Origin of the sequence: Mycobacterium sp. SVM_VP21, from assembly GCA_024758765.1 — a bacterium.
In the GTDB taxonomy this organism is placed as follows: domain Bacteria; phylum Actinomycetota; class Actinomycetes; order Mycobacteriales; family Mycobacteriaceae; genus Mycobacterium; species Mycobacterium heraklionense_C.
In genome coordinates this window covers 3,957,956-3,975,112 of sequence record CP101406.1, presented here as the reverse complement: position 1 = coordinate 3,975,112, position 17,157 = coordinate 3,957,956, and the positions used below count along the sequence as shown (strand labels likewise).

The 17,157-nt window shown below is 67.2% G+C and carries 15 protein-coding genes and 1 pseudogene; 1 reads left to right on the top strand and 15 read right to left on the bottom strand.

Annotated features, from left to right (window positions below):
* Positions 1–2: 2 nt before the first annotated feature.
* The 3 genes from NM962_18575 to NM962_18565 are packed head-to-tail and all read right to left on the bottom strand — an operon-like array spanning position 3 to position 2,462.
* Positions 3–812: an alpha/beta hydrolase gene (locus NM962_18575; protein ID UVO11902.1), complete on the bottom strand. Its 810-nt coding sequence runs from the start codon at positions 810–812 to the stop codon at positions 3–5.
* A gap of 23 nt (positions 813–835) precedes the next feature.
* The gene (locus NM962_18570) at positions 836–1,693 is read right to left on the bottom strand and encodes an LLM class flavin-dependent oxidoreductase (GenBank protein UVO11901.1); all 858 of its coding nucleotides are present in this window, start codon (positions 1,691–1,693) and stop codon (positions 836–838) included.
* A 10-nt stretch (positions 1,694–1,703) separates the two neighbouring features.
* Positions 1,704–2,462 (bottom strand): SDR family NAD(P)-dependent oxidoreductase, encoded by a 759-nt coding sequence (locus tag NM962_18565; GenBank protein ID UVO11900.1) that lies wholly within the window; start codon positions 2,460–2,462, stop codon positions 1,704–1,706.
* A 121-nt stretch (positions 2,463–2,583) separates the two neighbouring features.
* Here NM962_18565 and NM962_18560 point away from each other — a divergent pair, with 121 nt between their 5' ends.
* The gene (locus tag NM962_18560; protein UVO11899.1) at positions 2,584–3,582 is read left to right on the top strand and encodes an Lrp/AsnC family transcriptional regulator; all 999 of its coding nucleotides are present in this window, start codon (positions 2,584–2,586) and stop codon (positions 3,580–3,582) included.
* 53 nt (positions 3,583–3,635) lie between these two features.
* On the opposite strand, the gene NM962_18555 is transcribed toward NM962_18560, so the two are convergent.
* From NM962_18555 to NM962_18500, 12 genes and pseudogenes are all read right to left on the bottom strand, one after another.
* Entirely contained in the window at positions 3,636–6,176 is a 2,541-nt protein-coding gene (locus NM962_18555; protein UVO11898.1) for a sensor histidine kinase KdpD, read from the bottom strand.
* A gap of 7 nt (positions 6,177–6,183) precedes the next feature.
* Positions 6,184–7,083 carry a potassium-transporting ATPase subunit C gene (locus NM962_18550; protein UVO11897.1) on the bottom strand — a complete coding sequence of 300 codons (900 nt, stop codon included), beginning with the start codon at positions 7,081–7,083 and terminating at the stop codon, positions 6,184–6,186.
* Between the two features lies 1 nt (position 7,084).
* Positions 7,085–9,163, bottom strand: coding sequence for a potassium-transporting ATPase subunit KdpB (gene kdpB / locus NM962_18545; protein ID UVO11896.1), 2,079 nt, complete (start codon positions 9,161–9,163; stop codon positions 7,085–7,087).
* 1 nt (position 9,164) lies between these two features.
* Positions 9,165–10,835, bottom strand: a complete 1,671-nt coding sequence (gene kdpA / locus NM962_18540) for a potassium-transporting ATPase subunit KdpA (GenBank protein UVO11895.1) — start codon at positions 10,833–10,835, stop codon at positions 9,165–9,167.
* The gene (locus NM962_18535; GenBank protein UVO11894.1) at positions 10,836–10,925 is read right to left on the bottom strand and encodes a potassium-transporting ATPase subunit F; all 90 of its coding nucleotides are present in this window, start codon (positions 10,923–10,925) and stop codon (positions 10,836–10,838) included.
* A gap of 210 nt (positions 10,926–11,135) precedes the next feature.
* Entirely contained in the window at positions 11,136–12,077 is a 942-nt protein-coding gene (locus NM962_18530) for a Ppx/GppA family phosphatase (GenBank protein ID UVO11893.1), read from the bottom strand.
* Between the two features lie 52 nt (positions 12,078–12,129).
* Positions 12,130–12,621: a DUF501 domain-containing protein gene (locus NM962_18525; protein UVO11892.1), complete on the bottom strand. Its 492-nt coding sequence runs from the start codon at positions 12,619–12,621 to the stop codon at positions 12,130–12,132.
* The gene (locus tag NM962_18520) at positions 12,614–13,258 is read right to left on the bottom strand and encodes a septum formation initiator family protein (protein UVO11891.1); all 645 of its coding nucleotides are present in this window, start codon (positions 13,256–13,258) and stop codon (positions 12,614–12,616) included. The genes NM962_18525 and NM962_18520 overlap by 8 nt, the downstream gene beginning before the upstream one ends.
* 18 nt (positions 13,259–13,276) lie before the next feature.
* The gene (gene eno, locus NM962_18515) at positions 13,277–14,566 is read right to left on the bottom strand and encodes a phosphopyruvate hydratase (protein ID UVO11890.1); all 1,290 of its coding nucleotides are present in this window, start codon (positions 14,564–14,566) and stop codon (positions 13,277–13,279) included.
* 98 nt (positions 14,567–14,664) lie between these two features.
* Entirely contained in the window at positions 14,665–15,399 is a 735-nt protein-coding gene (locus NM962_18510) for a lytic murein transglycosylase (GenBank protein UVO11889.1), read from the bottom strand.
* A gap of 246 nt (positions 15,400–15,645) precedes the next feature.
* Entirely contained in the window at positions 15,646–16,206 is a 561-nt protein-coding gene (gene sigC / locus NM962_18505) for an RNA polymerase sigma factor SigC (GenBank protein UVO14821.1), read from the bottom strand.
* 207 nt (positions 16,207–16,413) lie between these two features.
* Positions 16,414–17,025 (bottom strand): annotated as a pseudogene (locus tag NM962_18500) (DUF2275 domain-containing protein).
* Between the last annotated feature and the right edge of the window lie 132 nt (positions 17,026–17,157).

Sequence of the window (17,157 nt, the reverse complement as noted above, 5' to 3'; positions counted from 1 at the left end):
CGTCACTGATGCCGACCGATGAAGTCGGAGACGATGCGGTGGAACTCGTCGGGGTTTTCGTATTCGACCAGATGACCGCAGTCCGGAACAGCGACGAGTTCGCAGCCCGGGATCGCGTCGGCGATCTCTTCGGATAACGCCGGCGGGGTGCAGAAGTCCTGGGTGCCGCAGATCGCCAGGGCCGGTTGCGCGATGCCGTCCAGGCGCGCCAGGGTGTCGTGCGCGGTGATCATGTCGATCCGCTTGAGCGCGATGTCGCGGTCGGCCGCCCGACGGTGCTGCGCCGCCGCCCGCTCGACCCACGCCGCCACCCGGTCCGGATGTTCGCGGGTGTAGTTGGGGGAGAACAGAAACAGCGCGTAGCCGGCCAGTAGGTCGTGGCTGTCCCACTCGGCGGCCATCTTGCGTCGTACTGCGAATTCGCGTCGCGCAAAGGCGTCGAAGCGCGCGAACGCGGCGACCATCGTCAGGGTACGCACCGTGTGTGGGTGATCCAGCGCCATGCACTGCCCGATGGCGCCGCCGGTGGATGCTCCGACCACGTGCATGGGTCCCCGCCCGAGGTGATCGACCAGCGAGGCCATATCAGTCGCGAGTTGCGAAATCGTGTGGCCGCTTTCGGTGCGACTTGATTCCCCGGTGCCCCGCTGGTCCGGGACGACGACATAGTGTCCGGAGGCGAAGCGCTCGATCTGCCCGCTCCAGCTCTTTCCGGTTCCGCCCAGCCCTGAGATCAACAGCACCGGCGGATTGACGGGGTCACCGTAAACCTCGTAGTACAGCGAGATTCCGTGGGTGGCGTACGTGGTCATGGCGGCCTCCTGCGTGGTAGAGCTCACAGCACCGCGTCGGCGAGCCGGTCGAGCTGGTCGATCGATGCGACGGTGGGGTGAAACAGCAGCCCCCCGAAGCCGAGATCGCGGTAGGCGCGCACCGTGGCCGCCGCGTCGTCCGGAACGGCCACCATGTCGGCGACATTGAGTTCGGCGTACTCGGGGGCGAACCCGTAGTAGTTGCGTAGGCTCGCGCGCCCGGCACGCACCGTCGCCGCGTCGCCGAGTGCGAAGTTGACGCTGGCATTCAACCATGGTTTGCCCGCTCGCCCGGCCTGCTGCCAGGCCGATCGCACGGTATCGGCGAACGACGACTGACTTCGGTAGTCGCGGACGGCCCCGGCGGCCCAGCCGTCCCCCACCGTGGCGATCCGGCGCACAGTGGCCGGCGAGCTACCACCGAACAGGATCGGGATCTGTACGGGAGCCGGGCAGAGTGCGGCGGCAACGTTGGACGGATCGGCTCGCCACTCCCGCCGCATCACCTCGACCGCTTCGTCGAGCTTGCGCCCACGCTGCCGGAAGTCGGCGCCACAGACTGCGTAGTCGTCGGTCCTCGATCCCACGCCCAGCCCCAGGGTGAGCCGGTTGCCGCTGATCTCGGCCAAGCTGCCCAGTTGCTTCGCCAACGGTGCGGCGGGGTACAGCGGCGCCAGCAGGACGTTGGTCACCAAGCCGAGGTCGCGGGTTGCCCCCGCTGCGACGGCCAGCGCGACGAGCGAATCGAGGCTCGGATAGACCACCCGATCGATGGTCGTCACGGAGGCGAATCCGCGCTCCTCGGCGCGGCGTGCCCATTCGGAGATCACCGAGCCCGGCACGCCTGAGATCTGGTTCGGCAGGCCGATACCTATCTGCATTGCAGTTCCGTTACTTTCGCGTTGATGATGCGGGATTGATGGCGGCGTAAATCCGCTCATAGGTTTCGGCACGCGCCGCCAGCCGACACGGCCAGGCCTGGCCCACCACGATCTCGGTGGCCTGCGGCCTGCTCTGCAGCAGCCTGATCGTCTCGGCAACAAAAGTGTTCAGCGGTACGGTGTTCGGGTCCGGCTCGAGTTCCTGCTGTATCTCGGTCTCGACCCGCGGTGGGATCAACTCGATGACCTGGATCCTGCTGTCCCGCAGTTGAAACCGCAGCGACTCAGTGTAGGAGTGCAGCGCGGCCTTGGTTGCGCTGTATGTCGGGGTGCCGGCTTTGGGCACGAATGCCAGTGCTGAGGTGACGTTGATGATCGCCGCGCGGGGTTGCTCCGACAACGACGGCAGCAGTGCTGCGGTCAGTCGGATCGGCCCCAGCAGATTCACCGCCACGATGGATTCTGCGGCTGCTGCGGCGCCGCCGGCGAGATCCTCGACGTGCATGATTCCGGCGTTGTTGATCACAACGTTGAGATCCGGATACCGCTCGGCAAGTTCGGCGGCGAACCGCGCGATGTCGCCGGCATCGGATTGATCCAGCGGCAGGCAGCCCATTCCGGGGTTGGCGGCGGCGACGCTGTCCAACAGGGTGCGGCGACGGCCCGCGATGACGACCCGATTGCCCAACCGGTGTAGTGCTTCGGCCAGGCCGCGGCCGATTCCGCTACCGCCGCCGGTTACCAGGACGGTGTCGCCGGTCCACTGCATGAGCTGCCCTTCCGTTCGATCCCGCAACCCAGATTCCCACCCTCAGCCTCGTGATATCTACACGATCCGGCAGAATGTAGAGGAATACGCATCAGATGGGTGGATAGCGCATACTTTCGTCATGATGGATGTGCTCGACGCACAAATCCTCCACGCGCTGGAGTTGGCGCCACGGGCGCCGTTTCGCCGGATCGCCAACGCCGTCGACGCATCCGAGCAGAGCGTCGCCCGCCGCTACCACCGCATGCGTCGTGCCGGCGTGATGCGCGTCGTCGGACTGGTCAACCCCCGGGTGCACGGGGACACCCAATGGGTGACCCGTATCCATGCCAAGCCGGACCGCATGCCGCAGCTCGCCGAGGCGCTGGTGCGCCGATCGGAGGTCACCCACGCCAACATCCTGTCCGGCGGGACCGAACTGGTCTGCGTTATCCGCGCCCCGGTCGGTGAGAGCGGAGATGGCCTTCTGCTGCAACAACTTCCCCGAACCGCAGCGGTACTCGACATCAGCGTCGATCTACTGTTGCATGCGTTCGGCGAACCACCCACCGCGCCGTGGTCCGGCTACGGGCACCAACTCACCGGCGAGCAGACGGCCCAGATCCTCGATGGCCCGGCCGGCCTGTCGCCGAGCGGGCGGCCACCGGCCCCCACCGCGCAGGATCAGGCACTCTTCGATGTGCTCGCCGACGACGGCCGAGCCCCGCAGGCGCTGATGGTGCAGCGCACCGGCTGGTCGGTGGCGCGCGTGGCACGACGGATGGCGGACCTGGAAAGTGCCGGCACCCTGCTCTACGACATCGACCTGCTCCCCGAGCAGCTGGGCTTCCGACTCAATGCCATGCTGTGGCTCGACGTTGCTCCGCAGCACCTGCATCAGGTCGGCGAGGTGATCGCCGCCCACCGGGAGATCGCGTTCGCCGGCGCCATCAGCGGGCGCAGGAATCTGCTAGCCATCGCCATCTGTCGCGACGTGGATGACCTCTATCGTTATCTCACCGAGCAGCTGGCGGCCGTTGACCACATCCATGCCTGCGAGGTAAGCATCCGCACCCAACGGCTCAAGCAGTCCGCCTCCCTCATCTCACGAGGACGCCTGGTCACTGCACGCCGCAGTTGAACGCTCGACAACGACCAACTGCGCCAGCCTCTCAGCCGCGACCAAAATGGGAGTCACGGAGTCTCCTGCGGCGGAGCCAGATCCACCACCATAGTGAGGCCGCCGCCCGGCGTCTCGGTGGCGGAGACCGTTCCGCCCATCGACTCGACGAACCCGCGTGCTACCGACAAGCCCAGGCCGATACCGGTGGTGTTGTTCTGATCGCCGATCCGCTGGAACGGCTCAAACAGGCGCTCCCCGCCCGGCGGTAGGCCACGTCCCTGGTCGGCAACATTGATCAGAACCCGACCACTGACCTGACACGCACTGACCCGGATCGGGCCATCGGGGGCATAGCGCAACGCGTTGTCGAGGAGGTTGGCCAACACGCGTTCCAGGAGTCCGGCGTCGGCGAGCACGACCCCGTCACCAACGTCGACTTTGACTCTGTCGATGCCCGAACGGAAGATGCCGGTCTTCCCCCGTCCGATACTGACCAGGGCCCGTTCCACGACTTCTTCCAGATACACCCGACCCAGCTCGGGGTGTACCACTCCGGCGGCCAACCGGGACGAGTCGAGGAGATTTCCGACCAGAACGGTGAGTTGGTCGATCGACTCCTCCACGGTGGCCAACAGTTCGCTGGTGTCCTCCGGTGAGAACCCGACGTCGTCGGCGCGCAGACTCGACACCGCGGCCTTGGCACCCGCCAGCGGCGTACGCAGATCGTGGCTGACGGCGGACAGCAGCGAGCGGCGCAGTTCATCGGCTCGCATCACAGCCTCGGATCGGCTCGCCTCGTCGGTCAATTCGCGTTGCCTGATCAATCCGGCCGCCTGCTTGGCCACTGCGGACAACACGCGTCGATCACGCGCCGCCAACTGTCTGCCCGCGATCAGCATCCAGAATTCGTCGTCGCCGACGTCGATGGCGGTGTCCGCAGAGTCGATAGTCGTACACGGGTCAGCGCCCGCGGCAGCAATCACCGTCTGACCGGCCTGCTGGCCGTCGACAGTAGATATCCGCAGGATGCTCACCGCCCGTAGTGCATAGGTCTCCCGGACGCGCTCCAGCAGCGTCTCGAGGTCGGCGCCCCGCAATACCGACCCGGCGAACAGGGCCAGCAACTCCGCCTCCTGGGATGCGCGGCCGGCCTCCCTGGCTCGTTCGGCCGCACGATCCACGAGCACCGACACCGCGACCGCCACCAGCAGCAGCACGATCTCCGTGACCGCCGAATCGGTCTCGGCGATGGTGAAACTGTGCCGGGGATCGATCAGGAAGTAGTTGAGGAGCAGACCGGATATCACGGCCGAAAGAATTGCTGGGGCCACACCGCCGAGCAGGGCCACCGCCAGAACGCTGACGAAGAACAGTGCACTCTCTCCGCCCAGGCGCAGTACCGGATCCAGCCAGGTCGTCGTAGTAGCGCAGACCGCCGAAGGAACGAGCAGCGCCGCCAGCCAGGGCAGCGCGCGGCGTTGCCGCGGTGAGATGGGTGTGATCCGGAAACCTTGTTTGGACTCTTCATGAGTCACGATGTGGACATCGATCTTGCCCGACCGCCGGACCACCATTGCGCCGATGCCCTCGTCGAACAAGCGCGCCCAGCGGGACCGCCGCGACGTCCCGATCACCAGTTGGGTGGCGTTGACTTCCCGGGCAAAGTCCAATAGCGCGGTCGGCACGTCGTCGCCGACGACGATGTGCAGTGAGGCGCCGAGCCCAGCCGCCAACTCACGGATCTTTCCCATCCGTGCCGTGGGAACGGCCGAGTGGCCGTCGCCGGCCAGCACATGAAGCGCCATCAACTCGGCGCTGGACTTCGATGCGATCCGCGAGGCACGCCGTACCAGCGTCTCCGATTCCGGGCCGCCGGTCACGGCCACCACCACCCGCTCGCGGGCTTCCCAGGTGTCGGTGATCTTCTTGTCCGCGCGGTACTTCGCCAGCGCGGCGTCCACCTGGTCGGCCACCCACAGCAGTGCCAATTCCCTTAGCGCGGTGAGGTTTCCGCTGCGGAAATAGTTGGACAATGCCGCATCGACCTTCTCCGGTGCATAGACATTGCCGTGGGCGAGCCGGCGGCGAAGCGCCTCCGGATGGATATCGACGAGTTCGATCTGCGAGGCCTGACGGATGACCGAATCCGGCACCGTCTCCAGTTGCTCAACACCAGTGATCTGTGCGACGACGTCGTTGAGGCTCTCCAGATGCTGCACATTGACCGTGGAGATCACCGTGATCCCGGCGGCGAGCAGTTCCTCGACGTCCTGCCACCGTTTGGCGTTGACGCTGCCCGGCGTATTGGTGTGGGCCAACTCGTCGACGAGCACGACCTGCGGTCGTCGCGCCAGCACCGCTGGAACGTCGAGTTCGGGGAAACGCTTGCCCCGGTAGTCGATCAGGCGGGGCGGAACCACCTCGATGCCCTCAAGCAATTCCGCCGTCTTTCTTCGACCGTGCGTCTCGACCACGGCGGCCACCAGGTCGGTGCCTCGTTCCAACCGGCGGTGGGCCTCGCCCAGCATCGCGTACGTCTTGCCGACACCGGGGGCCGCACCCAGATAGATACGCAACTCCCCACGTCTGCCGCGGGAGCCAAAAGCGCTCACCGATAGATCATCCATCGGAACAGCAACCGGGAACAGGATGCTCGTGGTCTAGTTCCAGGTTCACCGCAACCACGTTGACGCGGGCCTCACCGAGGAACCCGAGCAGTCGCCCGCTCTGGTGAGCGCGGACCGCGGCACGGACCTGCTCGGCGCGTATCCCCCGGGCCCTGGCGACTCGGTCGATTTGAAGTTCGGCGTAAGCCGGCGAGATATCGGGGTCCAGACCGCTGCCGCTGGCGGTGACGGCGTCGGCGGGAACCAGCGCTGGCTCGGACGCGGGCCCACGGATCGGCACGATCTGGCCGGCCGAATCCTCACCGGGCCGGGCGCATTCCACCCGAACGCCGTGATAACCGTTGACAAACGTCTGGCTGCCGGTGGCACACGGCTCATTGATACTGACCACCCGGGTCGGATGGGCGACGGTGCCGCTGGGGCCACGCGGGCCGAACACAGCCAGCACAGCGCCCCGCCCCTTGGCGGTGCAGAACGGCCGCGACGCAGCCCCCGCGTCAAGGCCTTCGGTTTTCGCAACCGCCACGCTGCGGGCGCAGACCTGGGTGAGCAGGCTCGGCGCAGCGGGCAGGTCGACGATGCTCTCCGGGCCAAGATTGCTCGCTCCACTGGCCAAGGCGTCGTAGCCGATGCCGGCCGCTGACGGCCTGCCCTGAAAGTACTGCGGCAGTGGGCGGCCGGCAGTGTCGGTGAACGACTGCCCGATCAGTGCGCTGGCGACCGGTCGGCCAACGGTGTCGGTGATCAACGACCCATCGGCACGTGCGTGCAGACCCGGGATCTGCGCCACCAGCCAGACGAGCAGCGGGTAGCCGATGCCGAGCACAACGGTGAAGACAAGTAGTGCGCGCAGCGCGGCCCAGTGGCTGCGAATCACGCCCGCAAATCTCATGTCACCCCATTCCGGGCAGGAGTTGAACCAGCAGGTCGATGAGCTTGATTCCAATGAACGGGGCGACGATCCCGCCCAGGCCGTAGACGGCGAGGTTTCGGCTGAGCAGCGCCGACGCACTGCCCGGAACGTAGTGGACCCCACGCAGTGCCAGCGGGATCAGCGCGGCGATCACCAGCGCATTGAAGACCACCGCCGACAGGATCGCCGATTGCGGGCTGTGCAACCTCATCACGTTGAGCAGGCCCAGGCCCGGGAAGATCGTTACGAACAGCGCTGGGATGATGGCGAAATACTTGGCGATGTCGTTGGCGATCGAGAAAGTGGTCAGCGCGCCTCGGGTGATCAGCAGCTGTTTGCCGATCTCTACGATCTCGATGAGCTTGGTGGGGTCGGAGTCCAGGTCCACCATGTTGCCCGCCTCCTTGGCGGCGCTGGTGCCGGTGTTCATCGCCACCCCGACGTCGGCCTGCGCCAGCGCCGGTGCGTCGTTGGTCCCGTCGCCGGTCATCGCGACCAGTCGTCCACCCTGCTGCTCGCGTTTGATCAGCATCAGCTTGTCTTCGGGGGTGGCTTCGGCGAGGAAGTCGTCGACACCGGCTTCATCGGCAATCGCCTTGGCGGTCAACGGGTTGTCGCCGGTGATCATCACGGTCCGGATACCCATTAGCCGCATCGCGTCGAACCGCTCGCGCATGCCCTGCTTCACCACGTCCCGCAGCGCAATGACACCGAGCACCACGGCCGGCCCGCCGACGAGCACCTCACCGACCACCAGCGGTGTTCCGCCGGCAGCGCTGATTCCGTCGACGATCCGGCCGAGCTCGGCGGGGATGTCACCGCCGTGGCAGCGCACCCAGTCGCTGACGGAATTGGCGGCGCCCTTACGCAATTGGCGGCCGCTGATGTCGACCCCGGACATCCGGGTCACCGCGGTGAATTCGACCCAGAACGCTGCGGTGAGCTCGCCCGATGTCCGGGTTCGCAACCCGTAAGCCTCCTTGGCGTAGACCACGATGGAGCGGCCTTCGGGAGTTTCGTCGGCAAGACTGGACAATTGGGCGGCGTCGGCGAGCTCGGCGGCGCTTACCCCGGCGATCGGGAGGAACTCCGATGCCTGCCGATTGCCCAGCGTGATCGTGCCGGTCTTGTCCAGCAGCAATGTGTTGACGTCGCCGGCGGCCTCGACCGCACGGCCGGACATGGCGAGCACATTGCGCTGCACCAGCCGGTCCATGCCGGCAATTCCGATGGCCGACAGCAGCGCACCGATCGTAGTGGGGATCAGACAGACCAGCAGTGCCACCAAGACGATGCCGGTGACACCGTTGCCATCGAGCGCCGCCGTATCCGAGATTCCCGGGTTGTTGGCCTTGGAGTAGATCGCCAACGGTTGCAGCGTTGCGACCGCCACCACGAAGATCAGGGTCAGCGCGGCCAGCAGGATGTTCAGTGCGATCTCGTTCGGGGTCTTCTGCCGGTTGGCGCCCTCGACCAGCGCGATCATCCGGTCGACAAAGCTCTGTCCTGGCTTCTGGGTAATCCGGACCACGATCCGGTCCGACAAGACCAGCGTTCCGCCGGTGACCGCGGAACGGTCGCCGCCGGATTCGCGGATCACCGGCGCCGATTCGCCGGTGATCGCCGATTCGTCCACCGACGCGATGCCCTCCACCACGTCGCCGTCGCCGGGGATGATCTGACCCGCTTCGACAACGACGATGTCGCCCCGTTGCAACCGGGGCGCCGCGACCGACTCTTCGATGCCGGGCGTATTGGGCGCCCAACCACGCAGCCGACGTGCGACGGTGTCGGACTTCGACTTTCGCAGCGTGTCGGCCTGCGCCTTCCCGCGATCTTCGGCGACGGCCTCGGCCAGATTGGCAATGACCACGGTCAGCCACAACCAGCACACGATCAGCCAGCCGAACCAAGTTGGCTCGCCGATGGCCAGCACCGTGGACCACACCGCGCCGACCTCGACGATCAGCATCACCGGGTTGTGCCACAGGGTCCGGGGATCGAGCTTGCGCAACGCCGCGGGCAGTGCCGCCAGCGAGACGGTTGTGGCCGAGCGCATTTCAGTGCAGCCCTTCAGCGAGTGGCCCCAACGCCAGTGCCGGCAGGAAGGTGAGGGCGACCAGAATGAGCGTCACCCCGACGACCATGCCGACGAATTGGGGCTTGTGGGTGGGCAGCGTGCCAATGGATTGCGGAGTCTGGCCCTGTGCAGCGAACGCCCCGGCCAGCGCAAGCACCAAGATCATCGGCAAGAACCTGCCGACCAGCATCGCGATCCCGAGCGCGGTCTCGTACCACGTCCCGTCGGCCGCCAGTCCCGCGAACGCGGAACCATTGTTGTTCACCGCGGAGGTAAACGCGTAAAGCACTTCGGAGAGTCCGTGCGGTCCGGTGTTGGCCATCGCCGAGCGCAGGCCCGGCAACGCAATCGAGATTGCCGTTCCGCACAGCACAACCACTGGGGTGACCAGGAAATAGCTCGCCGCCAGCTTGATCTCGCGTGAACTGATCTTCTTGCCCAGATATTCTGGGGTCCGCCCCACCATCAACCCGGCAACGAACACGGTGATCACCGCGAGGATCAAGATGCCGTACAGGCCCGAGCCGACACCGCCGGGGGCGACCTCCCCAAGCTGCATGTCGACCATCGTCAGCAGGCCACCCAGACTGGTATAGGAGTCGTGGGTGGAATCCACTGCGCCGGTGGAGGTCAGCGTGGTCGCTGCGGCGAAGACCGCCGAGTCGGCTACGCCGAGCCGCTGCTCGATCCCTTCTGTCGCCGCCCCCACGGCGGTGGGGACGGTGCCGTGGTGCGCCAGCTGCGACCAGCCGAGCAGGCTGACGCTGAGGAGGGCGATCACGGCCATGACGGCGGCGATCGCATGGCCTTGCTTGGTGTTACCCACCATTCGGCCGAAAGTGCGGGGCAGTGAGAAGGCAATGACCGCCAGCAGGAAGATCTCAACCCAGTTGGTCCACGCGGTCGGGTTCTCGAACGGATGCGCGGAATTGGCGTTGTAGAAGCCGCCCCCATTGGTGCCGAGCAGCTTGATCACCTCCTGGCTGGCCACCGGACCGCCGGGAATGGTCTGCGGTGCACCGGTCAGGGTCGTGATTGTCTGGTCGTTGAGGTGAAAGTTCTGGACAACCCCACCGGCGATCAATACCGTCGCGCCGACGACCGCGACCGGCAACAAGATACGCAGGGTGCCGCGAACCAGGTCAACCCAGAATGAGCCCAGCACTGCGGTGCGCCGGCCAACGAACCCGCGGACGAACGCGACGGCTACCGCCATTCCGGCCGCGGCGGAGACGAAGTTCTGCACCGTCAGGCCGGCCATCTGCACCAGATGACCTTGCGTCGACTCGCCGGCATAGGCCTGCCAGTTGGTGTTGGTGACAAAGCTGACCGCGGTGTTCCACGCCAACCCAGGCGTCATCGATGTCGCCGGATCATGCAGGTGCAGGGGAAGCTTGCGCTGAACGAGTTGCAGAACGAACAAGAACACCACGCAGACGGCGGAGAACGCCAGCACACTGCGCGCATAGCCGGCCCAGGTCTGTTCGGACTCCGGGTTGACCCCGATCGACCGGTAGACGAATCGCTCGCTGCGGGAGTGCGTTTCACGGGTGTAGACCCGATACATGTAGTCGCCCAACGGTACATGCACCGCCACCAGCGCCACCACCAACGACGCCAGGAACAAGACGCCCACGGTTGTGGTACTCAACTAGAACCGTTCCGGGAACAACAGTGCGGCCACCAGCAGCGCCACCACCGCAACGGCCAGCGTCAGACCAATGACATTGACGGAGTTCACAGTCGCTCAACCAACTTCAACGCCCCGCCGAGCAGGGTGAAGATCACCGCCGTCAACAGTAGGTAGGCCACGACAGCCACGTGCACTCCGTTCTCGGGACCGGGTCTGACCTGAAGTTAGACCCGGCTACCAGGAACGTCGGAGACCGTTGACGCTTTCTTTACGCTCGACGAGGCGACCTTTACGTCTTTACAGCTCGCCGGCAAATCGCTAGGCGATCGAGAGCACGATGCCGTCCAGGATGTCGTGTTCACTGACCACCAACTCGGCGATTCCGGCACGCTCAGCCAAGATGCGGGCCAGCTCTTCGACCACGATCGCCCCACCGCCGATCACGTCGACACGGCCGGGGTGCATCGGCCCCAGTGCGGCCCGCTGTGCGCGGGTCATACCGATCAGCTGATCGCAGACCGCCGTCAGGTCATCGAAGCCGACCCGCGACAAATGTATTGCGGCCGAATCGTATTCGGTCAGGCCGTACGCCAGGGCCGACAGCGTGGTCATGGTTCCCGCCACCCCCACCCAGGTTCGCGCGTGCTGCACCGGCACCGCCCGCACTGCCTGGCCGAGTAGTTCGCGGGTCACCTCGCGAGCGGCGGAGACTTCCTCAGCGGTCGGCGGGTCGGAGTGCAGGCAGCGCTCAGTCAACCGGACACAGCCGATGTTGGCCGAGTAACTTGCCGATACCCCGTCGTCCGGATCGCCCAGCACCACCTCGGTGGAACCACCGCCGAGGTCGACGACCACGAAGGGCCCGTCGGCACTGTCCAATTCACCCACCGCGCCGCGGAAGGACAACTCGGCTTCCTCGTGGCCGGTGATCACCTCGGCGACCGCCCCCGCAACGGCGCGTCCCAGCACCTGTGCCGTCATATCGAAGAACACGTCACGGTTAGCCGCGTCGCGGGTAGCTGACGTCGCCACCATCCGCACTCGTGAAACACCGTGTGCCACAAGCAACTCGGTGTAGTCGGCCAACGCCACGCGGGTGCGCTCGATCGCCTCGGGGGCAAACCGCCCGGTGGCGTCGACGCCCTCACCCAACCGGACGATGCGCATCTCCCGGTGGATGTCGCGCAGCCGGCCGTCGACCGGCTCGGCGATCAACAGGCGAATCGAGTTGGTGCCGCAGTCGATTCCGGCAATGCTCATCGGCGCCGCTCCTCCTCATCGCTCCGCTCTGCATCGTCGGCGGCGCGGCGAGTCACAGCCACTGCTCCGGCACCAGGATCCCAGCCATCGCCGGCTCGGCGGCCAGGATGGCCAGCGCCTCGTCACCGAACGGGTTGACGCCACGCCCCTTGGCCAGGGAATGCGCCATCAGCACGTGCAGGCATTTCACCCGATCCGGCATGCCGCCGCCGGTGAACGTGGTTCCCAACGTCTCGATGGCATCCCGCTCGGCGAGATAGGACTCGTGAGCGGCCCGGTAGCCGGCGGCGAGCTCGGGATCGTGCCGCAGCCGCTCGGTCATGTCGGCCATCAGGCCCGACGATTCCAATCGGCTGGCCGCGGCGGTCAGCGCCGGGTGTGTCAGGTAGTACAGGGTGGGAAACGGTGTTCCGTCCGGCAGCTTCGGGGCCGTCTTGACCACGGCGGGTTCGCCGTTGGGGCACCGATAGGAGATCTCCAGGACGCCGCGAGGCTCTCGGCCCAGCTGTCGGCCCACCGCGTCCAGGTCGGCAGGATCAACCAACGGGCACCACCGGTGCGGGCGGAGCCGGAAGCCACGGCGGTACGGGCGGCGGCGGCGGAGGATGCGGCGCGTCGGCGATGGTGTGCCACAACGCGGTGTACCAAGGATCCCCGCTGGGCGCGGCCAGGGGCTCGGCACCCGGCTCACCCGGCACCTCGGCCGGCGCGGGCAGCTGGACCTGATACGGGATCTCGCCGGGCATGACGAAGCCGAGCCGCTGACGGGCCTGCGCCCGGATGTGCGCGGGGTCCTCCAAGTTGGCTTTCTGTTGCTGCAGGTCGGTGATCTGGCGGTGCAGGGTGGTCTCCAATTGGGACTGCTGTTTCATCTCCGCGTGTTGGGCGAAGAACGTACGGACCGGCCCGGCGACGGTCAGCGTGAGGACGCACATCACTGCGGCCAGGATCACCGCCCGCCGGGCGGTGAAGCCCACCCGCAGGTCCGAGCTCTGCTCGGCCGCCGCTGCAATGGCTCGTTTGACCGCACCGACCGGTGACGACGGTGGGGTCCGCGCGGCGCCTGCCCCCCGGCGCACCGGCGGCGTCCGGCGCGGGTGCGCACGTCCGTTCTCCCCGCCCCGTCCCGGCCGCGACGTCGCGGCACGCCGCTTGGCGTCAGGCCGTTTCGGATCGGACATGGCAGCGGCCCCTAGCGGCTACTTGCTCTCCGGCGCGTAGCGGGGGAAGGCCAGCTCGCCGGCGTAACGGGCGGCGTCGCCGAGTTCCTCCTCGATCCGCAACAGCTGGTTGTACTTGGCCACCCGCTCGCTGCGGGCCGGGGCACCGGTCTTGATCTGGCCGCTGCTGACCGCCACCGCCAGGTCGGCGATGGTGGTGTCCTCGGTCTCGCCGCTGCGGTGGCTCATCATGGTGCGGTAGCCGCTGTGGTGGGCCAGGGTGACCGCGTCCAGAGTCTCGGTCAGCGTGCCGATCTGGTTGACCTTGACCAGCAGTGCGTTCGCCGCGCCCCGCTCGATGCCTTCCTCGAGCCGCTCGGGGTTGGTGACGAACAGGTCGTCGCCGACGAGTTGCACCCGGTCGCCGATCGCGGCGGTCAACGACACCCAGCCGTCCCAGTCGTCCTCGGACAGCGGGTCTTCGATGGACACCAGCGGGTAGCTGTCGAGCAGTTTGGCGTAGAACTCGGCCAGTTGGGCCGCGGTGCGGTTCTGCTTCTCGAACGCGTAACCGCTGCCCTCGGTGTAGAACTCGGTGGCTGCGACGTCGAGGGCCAGCGCGACATCGGTGCCCAGCTTGAGCCCGGTGGCCTCGATCGCGGTGCTGATCAGGTCGAGCGCGGCGGTGGTGCCGGCGACATCGGGGGCAAAGCCGCCTTCGTCACCGAGCCCGGTGGACAGCCCCTGCTTCTTCAGCACTGCCTTCAACGAGTGGTAGACCTCGGTGCCCCACCGCAGCGCCTCGGCGAAGTTGGGGGCGCCGATCGGGGCGACCATGAATTCCTGAACGTCGACGCCGGTGTCGGCGTGGGCGCCGCCGTTGAGGATGTTCATCATCGGCACCGGCAATATGTGGGCGTTGGGGCCGCCCAGGTAGCGGTAGAGCGGCAGCGCCGCGGAGTCGGCGGCCGCCTTGGCCACTGCCAGCGACACCCCGAGCATGGCGTTGGCGCCCAGCCGAGACTTGTCCGGGGTGCCGTCGAGGTCCACCAGCGCCTGGTCCACCAGTCGCTGGTCGTCAGCGCTGATTCCGATGACTGCCGGCGCGATCTGATCCAGTACCGCGGTGACCGCCTTCTGCACGCCCTTGCCGCCGTAGCGGGTGCCACCGTCGCGGAGTTCCACGGCCTCGTGCTCGCCGGTGGATGCTCCCGAGGGCACCGCGGCCCGGGCGAATGTGCCGTCTTCCAGCGCGACCTCGACCTCGACCGTGGGGTTGCCGCGGGAATCGAGGATCTCGCGGGCGCCGACCTGCTGGATGATGGGCACTGACTTCTCCTTGAGCGTGGGTGGGGCTGGCCGTCGTGTTCGATCGGAGGCCTGTTGGGAGCCTAGCCGTACCTGGCCGTACTCCGTATCGGACACCTCTACAGCGGGCGGCCGGCTGCGTACGCGGCGGCCCAATCCCGGACCGCGCGGGCGTAGATCTCCGACTCGTTGTAGGCCATCAACGCCGTCATCCAGCCCTTGGGGGTGGCCAGATCCTTGCCGCGCCAGCACAGATAGCCGGCTGCCGACAGGGCGGCGTCGTCGATGTTGTCGGGGCTGACGACGCCGTCGTTGTTGGCGTCGACGCCGTAGAGCCGCCAGGTCTCCGGAATGAACTGCATGGGGCCCATCGCGCGCACCACACCATCGTCGTCGGCCAGGTCCGGTTGCACGTCCTCGACAATGTGCAGATTGCCTCCGGAGCCGTCGAGCCGGACCCCGCGGATCTTGGGCCGCACGTCGCCGTTACGTGCCACCGTGGCGTTGTTGTAGTGGCCGTGATGACTCTCGATCTGGCCGATGCCAGCCAGCGTGGTCCAGCCCAGATGACAGTTGGGGTTCTCCACCTCCGCAACCCGCGCCGCGTAGGCGTAGGCCTCCAGCGCGGTGATGGGGATGCCGAGCATCGGGGCACGCTCCGCGGCCCATTGATAGAGCTGATCGGCGGGCCGGCCCTTGGCGACGTCAGTACTGACCGGCGGGACCGGGTCGCCGGGGGGCGGTGGCACGCCCTGCGGGATGGGATTACCGAGCTGCCAGCTGCAACTGGATGCCAGCAGTACGGCCGTCGCGCCGACGACGGCGGCCGTCCGCAGCCAACGTAGCGCCGACACCGCTCTCCCCAATCTCGAAGCTATGGTTTTGCGTCCATCGTTCCATGACTAGGCCATGAGCGAGGCATCGCCGACCGGCCGTTCCGCCCGCGCGTGCCGCAAAAACCGGCTCTGCCAGCGCGAATTCAGCCGGTCTATGCGGCGGTTCCAGCTTCGGCTCTCCTGCGTCGAGCCTCGCTAAACCGCCGAGTCTATGCGGCGGTTCCAGCTTCGGCTCTCCTGCGTCGAGCCTCGCTAAACCGCCGGCTAACCGGTCAGCTCACCGCGTTCCGGATCAGCCAGCAGCGCGTCGCGGGCGCGCGCAACCCGGGATCGGATGGTGCCCACCGGGCAACCGCAGACCGCCGCGGCGTCGGAATAGGACAGCCCGAACAGTTGGGTCAGCAGCAGCGCCTCGCGCTGGTCGGCTGACAGACCGGCGATCAACTCGGTCACCTCGACCACGTCTTCGAAACCGCGGGCGGGCCGGTCGCGGTCCAGCAGCAGCTCGGGGTCGGCGCCCGGTGCGGTGCGCGGACGCGCCTTGAGGTAGCGAATGTGGTCGGCCACTACCCGCCGCGCGATGGCCAGCAGCCAGGTCCGGGCACTGGAACGGCCGGCGAACCGCGGGATCGCGCCTATCGCTCGCAGGAAGGTCTCCTGGGTCAGGTCGTCAGCACTGACACCGTCGAAGAGGTAGGCCACGAATCGCCAGACGTCGTGCTGGGTGGCCTTGATAAACGCCTCCAGGGCACGGGCATCGCCGGCTGCGGCGGCAACGGCGAGGGCGGTGACAGCATCGTCGTCAACCCGGTCAGCTCCCGCCATGAACACCCACCTTAGACCCGGGTCCCCGGCGCTATTACGACGCATGGTCGTAGAGCTGTCGGTGTGGTTGACCGACCGCAGATGCCGCCGCCGACCGCGGCCGGCACCCGCCCCCGGGGCAGCCCCGCCAGCGGCGCCGTCGGCGTCCCAGCGGGCCGGGCGCGGGCCTGCGCCGCCGACGCGTTGGCGCGCCACCAGCAAAGCGAACACCAAGCCGATCAGCACCGGCAGGTGGCTGGCGATGCGCGCCGCCGTCACCTGACCGTGGTAAGCGTCCACAGCCACATAACCGCCTAATGCCAGGGCATACACCCCGGCGATCGCCGCAACACCGGCCGCTACGGACGGCCAGATACCCGCGGCGATCATCGCGCCGCCGAGCGCCAACAACCACGCGGTGGACTCATGCAGCAAATGCGCTCCAGTGGCTGCGCCGTGCCCGTGCACGTGCGCCGACACCATGCCGAAGTCCACGCCGGCGATCTGGATAGCCGCCATCGCCACCTGGAGCACCCCGACGGCAACCAGCGCAGGACGTCGGAAACCCCACCGCGACCAGAAGCCGTCGTCGGCGTTCTGGGCGGTGATCGATGTCACCCCAGCGGCCGCCAGGATCTGGGCGGCCAGGTCAGGGCCGGCATCGGCATCGGCGTCGCTGTTGATGTCAGTGAGCCGGCGGGCCTGGGCGGCAGCGCCGACCAGCCAGCGCCGGCAGCTGCGACATGACGCCAAGTGCGCATCAACCTGCTGCGCCGGCAGCTCTTGCTGCTCGCCGTCGAGCAGCGACGACAGGGTCTCGCGCACCACCTCGCACCGCATGCCGCCATAGTCGCTCATTCGGCGCCCGGATACAAAGATTCGTCTGCATGGAACCAAACCGGGCCACGCCGCGACCAATTGGTTGACCGAACAAGATCGAGCTTGCCGCGAATCGGGAAGGAGGTGCGTTCG

Excerpts from the sequence above, each read along its gene's own strand:
- NM962_18575 (UVO11902.1), bottom strand. The coding sequence starts at position 812 with ATGACCACGTACGCCACCCACGGAATCTCGCTGTACTACGAGGTTTAC.
- NM962_18570 (UVO11901.1), bottom strand. The coding sequence starts at position 1,693 with ATGCAGATAGGTATCGGCCTGCCGAACCAGATCTCAGGCGTGCCGGGC.
- NM962_18565 (UVO11900.1), bottom strand. The coding sequence starts at position 2,462 with ATGCAGTGGACCGGCGACACCGTCCTGGTAACCGGCGGCGGTAGCGGA.
- NM962_18560 (UVO11899.1), top strand. The coding sequence starts at position 2,584 with ATGATGGATGTGCTCGACGCACAAATCCTCCACGCGCTGGAGTTGGCG.
- NM962_18550 (UVO11897.1), bottom strand. The coding sequence starts at position 7,083 with ATGAGATTTGCGGGCGTGATTCGCAGCCACTGGGCCGCGCTGCGCGCA.
- kdpB (UVO11896.1), bottom strand. The coding sequence starts at position 9,163 with ATGCGCTCGGCCACAACCGTCTCGCTGGCGGCACTGCCCGCGGCGTTG.
- NM962_18530 (UVO11893.1), bottom strand. The coding sequence starts at position 12,077 with ATGAGCATTGCCGGAATCGACTGCGGCACCAACTCGATTCGCCTGTTG.
- NM962_18520 (UVO11891.1), bottom strand. The coding sequence starts at position 13,258 with ATGTCCGATCCGAAACGGCCTGACGCCAAGCGGCGTGCCGCGACGTCG.
- sigC (UVO14821.1), bottom strand. The coding sequence starts at position 16,206 with ATGGCGGGAGCTGACCGGGTTGACGACGATGCTGTCACCGCCCTCGCC.